Below are 11931 nucleotides of genomic sequence, written 5' to 3'. Positions count from 1 at the left end.
CAAATGGAAACACATCCGGCACAATAAAGGTAGCGTTTACAAAAGCTGTAATGACCGCGATCGCCTCTTCCTTTTCTAGCCCAACCTCAACCGCAGACCATTTCAGTATCACCTTTGCACCCTTATCGCTGGATGAAGTCTATGCCCTGGCAGATAATGCTGCCAATGGTGCAATCGTGGTCATGAGTGGTATGGTGCGCAATAGCACCGATGGTCAAGCCGTTGTAGCACTGGAATACCAGGCTTATGAACCGATGGCGATCGCCATATTCAAACAAATTGCCGCAGACATTCATCAAACCTGGTCGGATGCCACCCATGTGGTGATTCACCATCGCATCGGACGACTCAAAGTTGGAGAGATCAGCGTTTTGGTTGCTGTCGGCTGTCCCCATCGCACAGAAGCATTTGCTGCCTGTCAATATGCGATCGATACGCTCAAGCACAATGCCCCAATTTGGAAAAAAGAACACTGGGCAGATGGTTCGAGTAGTTGGGTCAGCATTGGTGCCTGTGAACAAACAGGAGAGGGATGTTAAAACCGTTGATTGCTAATGAACAATCTTGAGGACGGGAGGTATGCGATCGCCCCAGGGTGCAGCAGCTTCAAAGGCAGCAGATGCTTTCAGGACGAGTGGATCATCTAAGTGACGCCCTGTAATTTGCAGTCCAACAGGTAATCCGTCATTGGTCCATCCGGCGGGAATGCTGGCGGCGGGCTGTCCCGTCAAGTTCATGGGAAAGGTGAAGCAGAGCCAATCGGTACGCCGTACCCGTTTTTCATCAATGCGATCGGGACCAACCGGAATTCCAACTGGAAAGGGGGGAACGCTGAGGGTAGGCGTCAGCAACAGATCGTATTGCCGCATAAATTTCCACATTTTGTTGCAAACCGCTTTACGAATCATATTGGCATTAGTAAAGTCTTCGGCTGTCCAGGGTTTGGAAAGGAAATCGCGTAGATAAGGAGTCATCTGATTGCCCAATTGGCCTGCCATTGCACGCATTCCCACCAGGTCACTTTCCATTGCAATAATGGCGGCGAACGCATCCGCCGGATCTTCCCAGCCCGGATGGGCTTCTTCAACGATGCAGCCCAAATCTTGCTCAAACACCCGAACGGCTTGTTCGACAATGTGGCGTACTTGCGGATCAACGGCAGCGTATCCCCAATTTGGACTGTAGGCAATTTTCAAGCCTTTAATCTCTCCCTTCAAGGTTTCCATCCAGTCAAAGTTGGCGGGGGGAAGGGTGTGGCGATCGCGGTCATCGGGGCCAGCAATCACTGACAGCATCAGGGCACTATCGGCAACGGTGCGGCTGACGGGGCCAATATGCTCGATCGACTCCCAGCTTGAAACCCCTGGATACCGTTCGTCCCGGCAACCCGGATAGGCAGGAACGCGACCCATTGACGCTTTGATGCCATAGACCCCACAAAAGCTGGCCGGAATGCGGATGGAACCACCCCCATCGCTGGCGATCGCAAAAGGACACATGCCAGTGGCTACAGCAACCGTTGAGCCACCGCTAGACCCGCCAGGCGTTTTGTCCAAATCCCAGGGATTGCGGGTGGGTCCAAAAACTGAATTATCGGTGACGGCAACATAGCCAAATTCAGGCACGTTGGTTTTGCCTAAGATAATCGCGCCTGCTGCTTTGAGCCGTTCCACAACAACATCATCTTCATCGGGAATAAAGTGTTCATAGGCTTTAGAACCGGAGACGGTACGAATTCCTTTCGTGCAAACCAGATCTTTAATCGCCACGGGAACGCCTGCCAATTCACCCACCGGATTGCCTGCCATGATGTCTGCTTCAATCTGCTTTGCTGCTTGCCGTGCCAGATCAGGGGTTGGAGTGCAAAAGGCGTTGAGCATGGGGTCAAGTTTTTCCATGCGATCGAGTGCTGCATCCACCACTTCAACGGCAGACAGTTGTTTAGCACGAATCAGTTTTGCAAGGGTAACGGCATCTATCTGGCAAATTTCATCAGCAGACATGACAAACCTCTCTGCGATCGCAGGTTTTAAAGGGGAGTAGGGTGTGGGGTGTGGGGTGTGGGGTGTGGGGTGTGGGGTGTGGGGTGTGTGGGTTGAATCTAGACCCCTAGATGTTGGTGGATTAGGTCGTTATCAAAACTCAATTGGTGAACACTGAGATAATCGACCAGTTCGCCTTTGACCATGATGTGAACGTGCTGAGCGATCGCCTGCACGACTTCCAGGTTTTGCTCAACGAGGATAATGGTCGTGCCCATCACCTGATTAATTTCTTTCAGCTTCTCGACAATTTCTAAGACAATATTGGGCTGAATGCCATCGGACGGTTCGTCTAACAGCAGAACTTTGGGACGCGCAACTAAGGCTCTGGCGATCGCTAACTGTTGCTGCTGTCCTCCAGAAAGACTGTCGCCTCGCTGGTTCAGTTTGGCTGCCAGCATGGGAAACAAATCCAGTAACCATTCGATATTGTTTTCGGTGGACTGGATGCGCTTGTATTGCCCTGACACAATGTTTTCTCGGACAGATAGGGAAGCAAAAATTTCGCGCCCTTGAGGGACATAACCAATTCCGCGTTTAACCCGCTCATAGGGGGGTAGGGGAGTCAGGTCGCGATCGTTAAGATGCACGTGCCCTGATGTGATGGGTAATAAACCGACGATCGTTTTCAGCAGCGTTGTTTTCCCAGAACCGTTGCGTCCTAGAACTGCCAAAATCTCTCCATCGCCAACCGTTAGGGAGACTCCATTGAGCACAGGAGCCATGCGATAACCGGAGTGAATCTGCGTCAGTTTAAGCATGAGCCTTTCCCAAATAGACCGATCGCACCCGCTCATCTTGTTGAATCGTGTCCATACTACCCTGGGTAAACACCTGCCCCTGAACCAACACGGTGACATCCGCTCCTAACTGCCGCACAAATTCCATGTCATGTTCCACCACAATGACGGTCGATCGCTGCGAAAGCTGTTGCACTAACGCAACGGTTTTCAAGGTTTCTCCCCGGCTCATGCCTCCGGTGGGTTCGTCGAGCAGCAAAAGTCGGGGATGGGTAACGGCGGCCATCCCGATTTCGAGCCACTGCTTTTCGCCATGGGAGAGGGTGGATGCAGGGGTGTTGAGGCGATCGCGCAATCCGATAATCTCCACGATCTCTGCCATTTGCAGTTGCCGTTGTTTCATATCAGAGGTGTGAACTGCCACTGCCAGCCAGAGGTTTTCGTAGACCGTTAATTCCTGATACACATTGGGAACTTGTAGTTTGATGCTGATGCCTCGTTGCGCCCGTTCATGAGGCATGAGAGCGGTGATATTGTTGCCCTCATAACGAATCTGTCCACTGGTGGGAGTGAGCCGTCCAGTCAACAAATTAAACACGGTTGATTTGCCTGCTCCGTTGGGACCAATGATGCAGTAGGCTTGACCCCCCTTAAATTGCAGATCGATGCCATCCACGGCCCAAAAGTTACCAAATTGCCGTTTGAGTCCGTACAGTTCCAGAATGGGTTGGTCTGGGAAGGGGGAGAGTGGGGAGGTGGGGGAGGTGGGGAGTGAGGAAGTAGACGGGTGGGGGAGTGAGAAGTGAGGGGTAGTGGGAATCACGCGATTCCAGAGGGATTCGAGGGCAGGGGCGAATCCTTCGGGCAAACCCAGCACAATCACCACCAAAATGATGCCTAGAATGAGCGGCGTTGCCTGCTGCGCAACGGTGCCCAAATAGTTGGATAACGCCTGGATCAGGGCGGCTCCCAGAAATGCACCCCAGAGTTTGCTGCGTCCGCCGACAATCACCCAGATGGCTACCAGCGTTGATTGATTGATGCTAAACACGGTGGGACCAATCGTGTTACCCCAGCAGGTGTGTAAAACTCCCGCCAAGCCTGCGATCGCCCCTCCAATGCAAAAACCAATTAGCTTGATGGCGCGAACATCGTAGCCCAGTAGCTCAGTCCGTTCTTCATTGACGCGAACGGCATTAAACACCCAACCAAACTGGCCGCGACGCACCCATTGCAAACCCAGCAAAACCCCAGCCGAAACGAGAATGACCAGCCAGTAGAATCCAGCGACATCTAAGTCCAACACAGTCGGAACTCGCTGCATCCCGTTAAAGCCACCCAGTGCTGCCTGTCCGATTTTGTATTGTTCGCCAGAGGTGGTAAGAAACAGGTTGTAGCAAATCAGGGTCGTTGCCAGCGTAATAATCGCAACGGATAAACTGCTGACCCGTCCATAGAACATAAAGTAGCCCAGGATCGCAGCCGCGAGGGTGGCGATCGCGACTCCCAGCACCAACCCAATCACCGTTGAACCGGGGAAATCCAGATTTTGGCTGACAACGCCGTAGGCATAGCCCCCTAATCCAAAAAAGACGGTTTGCCCAAAGCTAAAGATACCGCCGACTCCCCAAACAAAGGTGAGGCTGAGGGCCAGCAACCCCGAAATAAACCAGTAGGTTGAGTTCACCAGTGTGAACAGATCCACTGCTAACGGTAAGAGCAGCAGTAGCCCTAAGAGCAGCAAACCGGGAAGCGCGTGAAGCAGTTGACGGGAATGGGGCAGTTTGAAGGGAATCATAGCGATCGCCTCCAGGATCCAGAAATTCCGTTGGGAAAGAGCCGTAATATCACGACTGAGCAAACCAGTAGTGCCACCTGTCCCAAAACGGGAGTCGTGATCAGGGCAACCACGCTTTCCACAATGCCTAACGCCGCTGCCGAGGTCGCTGTCCCTAGAAGGATGGCAGGCCCTCCTGTAATCGAGGTCATAAATGCCCGCGCCATAAACAGCCCAGACATCGATGGTGTAACCGTCGTAAAGGGAGCCAGAATTGCTCCGGCGATGCCTGCCAGGGCAGAACCAAACACAAATGTCCACATATTGGTGCGGGCAGCGTTAATGCCGACCGCCGCCGCCATACTCGGATTCAGGGTGGCGGCCCTGGCCTCTAACCCGTAACGGGTGCGAGTCAAGACAAGGTAGGTGAACACGCTGAGGAGGAGGGCCAGCCCAATCATCAATACCCGATACAGGGCGATCGTTCCTTCTCCAATTGAAATGCTGCCAAACGGCATGGGAATGCTGCGCGTATCAGAGCTAAACAAAATGCGAGCCACCTGAATCAGGAACATGCTGATGCCAGCGGTCGCCAGCAGGGTATCAATCACCCGTCCATACAACCAGCGAATCACCAGTCGCTCAATCACCCAGCCCACTAATCCAGCCATCACTGGAGCCGCTAGCATTGCCAGCAAGAGCGGCAGACCTTGTTGCGTTAACACCAGCACGGTATAGGCACCGACCATGACCAACTCACCATGCGCTAGGTTGATCACCCCCATCATGCCCACTGTCACTGCAATGCCTAACGACACGATAACCAGGAGGGCAATTCCTGTCAGGGCATTTAATGACAGCAAAATCAGTTGATCTGCATCCACAACGTCATATCCAGAGATTAGCTAAATTGAGGGGTAAATTGCTCGAAGGTGTCGGGTTTGCCGATCAAATCACAGCGTCCTTGGTCGTCTGTGGCACGAATATCCGGGAACGGACCTGCTACCTTCTCAAACCGTTGGTTTTTGCTGGCTTGCAGAACGTAAACCGTGTGGTTGGTGTGGTGGGTTTTGTCGTAGGACACCGCCCCTTGAGGCCCGTTGTACACCATGCCGTCTTCCAAAATTTTGGTGACGGCTTCGCGTTCGGTCGTTCCTGCCTGTTGAACCGCTTGCGCCCACATCATGGGCACGACGTAACAGTCAAATCCCAACTCAAACAGATATTTGTCAGTGCCGTAGCGATCGCCAAAGCTCTTGACAAATCCCTTCATGCTCTCTGAGGGGTCATCCTGGAAGTAAGAACGAGAGGCATACACACCCGCTTTATCCAGCCGTTCGGAGCCATCGTTCTCATAGGCCATCGATAACGTCGGTGAGATCACCGGAATCTTTTCCTTCATGCCGGATGATGTCCACTGTCCGTAGAAGCCATCGTGAGTATCGCCCACCAAAATTGACATCACCACATCGGGTTTGGCCTGCTGAATCTTGGTAATGGTCGTGCTAAAGTCTGACACATCAAGGGGGAAGTACTCTTCGGCGATCACCTCCATGCCATATTTTGAGCCGTAGAACTTTGTCCACGCTGCTGAAAGCTGACCGTAGTTGTAATCTGCCCCAATGGTATAGACGGTTTTTGCATTCAGGGTTTTTGCTGCGAAGTCCATCAGTTTATCCAACTGTCCTGAAGGCGTTACACCACCGCAAAAGGTATATTTGTCACAAACGCCTCCCTCATATTGAGTGGGGTAAAAGTACAGCGTTTTGTACTTACCCACGATGGGTCGCACAGCCTCACGCGCCGCACTGGTGAGACAGCCCATGAGCACATCGACCTTATCCTGCAAAATCAACTGCTGTGCCAGTTGGGCCGCTTTCTGCACATCGGATTGAGCATCGTACAGCTTCGACTCAACTTTGCGCCCCAATATCCCACCCGCTGCATTAATCTCGTCGATCGCCATTTGATGGCAGGCAATTTGTCCCGCTCCCAAACTACTCAAGGGGCCCGTCTGGTCATAAATTGCTCCCACGATGATGGGTTTGTCTGATGAGGGCGAAGCAGGGGCGCTTGCATCCGTTTGAGAAGCAGTGGTGCACCCTTTCAACAAAAACGAACTGCCAAACGCGGCTGAACCATAGAGCAAAAACTTACGTCGATCTAATTTCCACGACATCCCCAAAAGCCTCCATCCCAAACAACATCAGTTCGATCGCCCGTTTATCGAATTCCCGTCAAACAGGTTGGAAGGATTATCAGCGATCGCTCCCTGGTTGTCGATACAGGTGAATTCCCCTCATGGAGATCTTGAAATTCCAGATAAATTCCGGTTTGTTCCGGGTAAATGTATCGCCGTATACGTAGAAGCAATAACGCTTCTATAACAATGTGAGCCACAGGCGATCTGTAATGGGACGGATGGACATTCAAGCTGCACTGGATTTAGCAGACGAGTTAGTGCTGGGAAAGACAGGTGAGCATCTCAGCGATTTGCAGCGAGAAATTTTAAGAGCCTCCTGGTCGTGGGAACACCAGAGCTATGACCAAATTGCAGCAACCTACGGCTATTCCGCCAATTACCTGAAAAAGCACGTCGGCCCCGAATTATGGAAATTGCTATCTGATGTTTTACAAGAAAAAGTTAGCAAAACGAATGCTCGCTCTGCGTTTGAACGTCGCTTAAAACGACACGCTGTACCCACAGTTAATGCACCTGAACGGCAACGGGAAGCCGTCGGAGTGTTACAGAGTTGTTATTCCCAGGAAATCATCAGCTTCACTCCCGATTTCCCTCGTCCCCTGTTGTCTCCTCAAATCGATTGGGGAGAAGCGATCGCCCTGGATGCATTCTATGGTCGCCAACAAGAACTGCACCTGCTTGAACAGTGGATCACGAGCGATCGCTGCCGTTTAGTAGGCGTTTTTGGAGTGGGTGGCATCGGCAAAACATCGTTGTCTGCCAGTCTGACCCAAAAGATTGCAAATACTATCCCTGCGCACTCTCAGCCCTTTGAATATGTGATCTGGCGATCGCTTCGCAATGCCCCATTACTAAATTTCCTGCTCACTGATCTGATTCAAGTCTTGTCTAATCGAGAAGACGTTTGCATTCCTTCAACGGTTGAAGAACAGATTACTCAACTCATCAGCTATTTGCGAAACCATCGCTGTTTGTTAGTTCTGGATAATGGTGAGACGATTTTGCAAGGTGGCAATTGCTCTGGACGGTATCGGTTGGGATATGAAAATTATGCAGATCTGTTCAAAAGTATCGGTGAAACGCTGCATCAAAGTTGTTTGCTGTTGACCAGTCGAGAAAAGCCGAATGAAATTGCCTGGTTAGAAGGGGAAACCTTACCTGTGCGATCGCTTTCCTTACAGGGATTACAGGTGGCAGAGGGGCAACAATTATTTCAGCTAAAACTGGCCTATTCGACCCATGAAAGTGCAGCACTCGTTCAACAATATGGTGGCAACCCACTCGTCCTAAAAATTGTCGCAACCACGATTCAAGAAGTATTTGATGGTGATATTGCTGCCTTTTTAAGTCAAGGGATTTCTATTTTTGATGGTGTTGGCGAATTGTTAGATCAACAGTTCGATCGCCTTTCGGTACTTGAGCAAGCGATCTTATTTTGGCTGGCGATCGCCTGTGAACCAATTTCTCTAGAAACCATTCACAGCGATGTGTGTCCCCCCGTTTCACAGCGGCAGGTCCTAGAAGCCCTTCGATCGTTAGGGCGGCGATCTCTGATTGAGAAAGCAAAGCCAACCCCGCTTGAAAAGAGTACGGCACTGTTCACCCTGCAACCCGTCATTACTGAATATTTAATCGATCGCTTAATTGAACACGTTGTTGCCCAACTGAGTGCTGATATCAACCGTTCCAGTGAGCCTGTTTTACTCAACACCCACGCTCTGATCAAGGCACAGTCCAAAGATTACATTCGAGAAACCCAAACTCGCCTGATCCTCAAACCCCTTGCCGAGCGAGTATTAGCAACCTGGAGAAGCAAAGATGCGATCGCCCATTTATCAAAGCAATTGTTGGAACACTGGCGATCGCAACCCGGATTTGCAGTGGGGTATGGAGCCGGAAATTTACTCAACCTGTTGCATTACTTAGACATTGACCTCCAGGGGTATGACTTTTCTCATCTCCCCGTCTGGCAAGCCTATTTAGAAGGGGTGAATCTGCAACACACCAGCTTTGCTAACGCCGATTTATCAAAATCTGTGTTGGCGGAAACCCTCTCTAAAACCCTCAGTGTTTGTTTTAGCCCCGATGGAAAGCAATTTGTCACCGCAACCTCTAGCGGAGAAATCAATCTTTGGCGCACCACCGATGGTGAAAAACTGTTGACCTGCCAGGGGCATCAGGGATGGGTGCATTCCGTTGTGTTCAGCCCGGATGGTCGCTGGTTAGCCAGTGGCAGTGAAGATGAAACGGTACGCCTTTGGGATGCCTCTACGGGGCAATGTTTACGAACACTACACCTCGGTATTTGGATTTGGTCAGTTGCCTTCAGCCCAGATGGGACAACAGTCGCCAGCGGGAGCAACGATCATCTCGTTCGTTTGTGGGATGCTCACACCGGAGACTGTTTAACAGAACTACACGGACATTACGGATGGGTGCGATCGGTTACCTTTAGCCCTGATGGTCGCTTACTCGCCAGTGGGAGCCACGACCAGACCATTCGCATTTGGGATATTTCAACTGGGCAATGCCTGCAAGTATTTAATGGGCACACAGACTGTATTCAATCCATTAGCTTTAGCCCGAATGGCCAATTGCTTGCCAGTGCCAGTAATGACCAGCTTGTAAATGTGTGGGATATCAGAACAGGAATTTGTCTACGCACCCTTAAAGGACACTCAAACTGGGTGCAGTCTGTCTCATTTAGCCCTGATGGAACCTGTTTAGCCAGTAGCAGCAACGACCAATCCATTCGCATTTGGGATATGGAGCAAGGTTCCTGTCTGCAAGTATTGCAGGGGCAAATGAAGGATATCTGGTCGATTGCCTTTAGTCCCGATGGGTCTATCTTAGTCAGTGGTAGCAGCGATGAAACTGTAAAACTGTGGGATGTGCAAACCGGATTGTGCTTAAGGACGGTAAGAGGCCACTCAAATTTAGTGCGATCGGTCGCCTTTAGTTCCAACGGTCAATTACTCGCCAATGGGGGTGACGATCAACTGGTGCGAATTTGGGATGTGTCATCGGGACGGTGTATCAAAACCCTCAAAGGGCACAGCAACGGCATTTGGTCGGTTGCCTTTAATCCGGTTTATCACGATTGGTTAGCCAGTGGCAGCAATGATCACACCATTCGTCTGTGGAATATTCAAACTGGGGAATGTGTTAGAACCTTTCAGGGACACACCAGCTGGGTGCGATCGCTCACCTTCAGCCCTGATGGTAAAACAATCGTCAGTGGCAGCACAGACCAAACCGTTAAACTGTGGAACATCTTTACAGGTGAATGTTTGAGAACCCTAAAAGAACATACAAACTGGGTTCGGGCAGTCGCGTTTAGCCCTGACGGTAACACGATCGCCAGTGGCAGTGATGACCACACCATTCGTCTTTGGGATGCTCATACCGGAGACTGCAAAACAGTTCTCAAAGGGCATACAGAAGGCATTTGGACAATTGCCTTTCACCCCAGTCAACCCCTTCTTGCCAGTGGTAGCGATGACCACACCGTTTCTCTCTGGTGTCTTTGCAGCAACACACGACACCATCGTCTGAACGGACACGGGGATTGGGTGCGATCGCTGTCCTTTCATCCAACCGGGAGATACTTAGCTACTGCCAGTGACGATCGCACCATTAAACTCTGGAATGTTGAAACAGGAAATTGTCTAAACACACTGTACGACCACAAAGGCGGTGTTTGGAGCGTTGCATTCAGCCCAACCCAACCTCTACTTGCCAGCGGCAGTGAAGATGAAACGATTAAGCTTTGGCAAATTGAGAGTGGAGAACGATGCACTACCTTAAAAGTTGAACGGCTCTATGCGGGCATGAACATTACAGACATCATGGGTGTCACAACTACCCAAAAAGCAACATTGCGATCGCTAGGGGCAATTGAGTATTAAAACTAGACGATGCGTTAGGTTTGGCCCGTAACCCAACACTCTTTTAGGGAAGAAAGAACACTGGGAGGATGGCTCGTCTACTTGGGTGCGTAATGGGGCGTGTGAGCAGCCAGGGCAGGTTTGAAAAATAATCTTAGATGTGTCGTTTAGATTATGGCAAAACCTGCCCCTACGAGCGATCGCCGTTTTTGTTGTAGTTTGGTTGTAGGCGATCGCTTTCAACTGCTTCGCCACAACCATCCATAGGAGTGTGTTCTGCAAACTATGATCAGTGGCATCTTTGAGCATTGTATTGGTTCTCAGCAAGAGCAGCAGACGCTTCGATACTGGGCAGAGTTGGGGTATCGGGAGATTGAGCGAGGGCAGTTGTCGGCGGAAGCGGCTCATGCGCTCTATGGTCATGCCTCTGAGCTGACATCAATCCGTTTGCAAAATGGCAGCTCAGCGGATCATGGTCTGGTTCGCGTCATGGTTTGGGAGCAGCCGCGTAACGAAGGGCTGCAAAAATCACACCCGTTTGTGATTGGTAGTCGCTGGTTTGCTTCGTTGGTGCAGGATATTTATGCCGTTGCGGATGCCTTTAATGATGACAAGGTCAATGGTGGCGATTGGGTTGTGACAGAACCCATTCGTGGGATTGAATTTGTTGGTCAACCGGGCACTAACTTCTATGAACGATTTACGGGTGTGCGCGAATTTTTTGTTCTTGGCTCCGAAACGCGGCAGGCTTTCTTTCAACGCTACAACTATACTCGTCCCGGTTATGGGGTAATTGATCCGGCGTCTCCTCTGGGTGTTAGTGAGGGCACTCACTCCAGTATTGTCACAGCGGATCATGATACTGCTGAGTTTTACATTGATGCCTTTGGATTAGTGCCTGCTAACAATACTCGGAAGCGATCGGGTTATAAAAATCCCGCCACTCGGCAGATTCTCATGTTAGACGAGGGAGAGGAGTTTCTTTTATCTTCATTCATGTCACCCAAAACGGATGTCGGTGTTTTACAAGTCTACACGCCGCTATATTCGACGCCTGATAAGCTTGAGTTTGCTCAACCTGGAGTGTTGGGGATGTGTCTTTTCACCTATCAGGTTGATGATATTCAGGAGTTTCGCGATCGCGTCAGTCGTAGTAATGCGCGATCCGTGACGCCCATTTTATCGAATGAGTTTAATGAGCGCTCGTTTCGTTTCATTGCACCAGACGAAATGACTTGGGTGATTGTTGGGCAAGAAGCATGATGATCGTTGTTTAAACCAC

General features: G+C 50.7%; 8 protein-coding genes. 3 read left to right on the top strand and 5 right to left on the bottom strand.

Going from position 1 to position 11931, the window contains the following annotated elements:
- Positions 1-50: 50 nt before the first annotated feature.
- Positions 51-539 (top strand): molybdenum cofactor biosynthesis protein MoaE, encoded by a 489-nt coding sequence (locus ACR6Z4_RS26740; protein WP_479720394.1) that lies wholly within the window; start codon positions 51-53, stop codon positions 537-539.
- 12 nt (positions 540-551) lie between these two features.
- Here the strand turns inward: ACR6Z4_RS26740 and ACR6Z4_RS26735 are convergent, their stop codons facing one another.
- The 5 genes from ACR6Z4_RS26735 to ACR6Z4_RS26715 form a co-directional block, all read right to left on the bottom strand.
- A complete protein-coding gene (locus tag ACR6Z4_RS26735) occupies positions 552-2003 on the bottom strand; it encodes an amidase (protein WP_479720393.1) in 1452 nt (483 codons plus the stop codon).
- A 98-nt stretch (positions 2004-2101) separates the two neighbouring features.
- Entirely contained in the window at positions 2102-2803 is a 702-nt protein-coding gene (locus tag ACR6Z4_RS26730; RefSeq protein ID WP_479720392.1) for an ABC transporter ATP-binding protein, read from the bottom strand.
- Positions 2796-4643 (bottom strand): ATP-binding cassette domain-containing protein, encoded by a 1848-nt coding sequence (locus ACR6Z4_RS26725; RefSeq protein ID WP_479720391.1) that lies wholly within the window; start codon positions 4641-4643, stop codon positions 2796-2798. Before ACR6Z4_RS26725 ends, ACR6Z4_RS26730 begins: the two co-directional genes overlap by 8 nt.
- Positions 4577-5443, bottom strand: a complete 867-nt coding sequence (locus tag ACR6Z4_RS26720) for a branched-chain amino acid ABC transporter permease (protein ID WP_479720390.1) — start codon at positions 5441-5443, stop codon at positions 4577-4579. Before ACR6Z4_RS26720 ends, ACR6Z4_RS26725 begins: the two co-directional genes overlap by 67 nt.
- 17 nt (positions 5444-5460) lie before the next feature.
- Positions 5461-6738: an ABC transporter substrate-binding protein gene (locus ACR6Z4_RS26715; RefSeq protein ID WP_479720389.1), complete on the bottom strand. Its 1278-nt coding sequence runs from the start codon at positions 6736-6738 to the stop codon at positions 5461-5463.
- 233 nt (positions 6739-6971) lie between these two features.
- Here ACR6Z4_RS26715 and ACR6Z4_RS26710 point away from each other — a divergent pair, with 233 nt between their 5' ends.
- Positions 6972-10670, top strand: coding sequence for a WD40 repeat domain-containing protein (locus tag ACR6Z4_RS26710; protein WP_479720388.1), 3699 nt, complete (start codon positions 6972-6974; stop codon positions 10668-10670).
- 264 nt (positions 10671-10934) lie between these two features.
- Positions 10935-11912 carry a hypothetical protein gene (locus ACR6Z4_RS26705; RefSeq protein ID WP_479720387.1) on the top strand — a complete coding sequence of 326 codons (978 nt, stop codon included), beginning with the start codon at positions 10935-10937 and terminating at the stop codon, positions 11910-11912.
- The last annotated feature ends 19 nt before the right edge of the window (positions 11913-11931 follow it).

It is taken from the genome of Calyptranema fuscum S582, assembly GCF_055793305.1.
This window is presented reverse-complemented; position numbering and strand designations above follow the sequence as displayed.

Bases quoted from the DNA above. Each gene is read 5' to 3' on its own strand.
- ACR6Z4_RS26735 (WP_479720393.1), bottom strand. From the start codon at position 2,003: ATGTCTGCTGATGAAATTTGCCAGATAGATGCCGTTACCCTTGCAAAA.
- ACR6Z4_RS26715 (WP_479720389.1), bottom strand. From the start codon at position 6,738: ATGTCGTGGAAATTAGATCGACGTAAGTTTTTGCTCTATGGTTCAGCC.
- ACR6Z4_RS26730 (WP_479720392.1), bottom strand. From the start codon at position 2,803: ATGCTTAAACTGACGCAGATTCACTCCGGTTATCGCATGGCTCCTGTG.
- ACR6Z4_RS26710 (WP_479720388.1), top strand. From the start codon at position 6,972: ATGGGACGGATGGACATTCAAGCTGCACTGGATTTAGCAGACGAGTTA.
- ACR6Z4_RS26705 (WP_479720387.1), top strand. From the start codon at position 10,935: ATGATCAGTGGCATCTTTGAGCATTGTATTGGTTCTCAGCAAGAGCAG.
- ACR6Z4_RS26740 (WP_479720394.1), top strand. From the start codon at position 51: ATGACCGCGATCGCCTCTTCCTTTTCTAGCCCAACCTCAACCGCAGAC.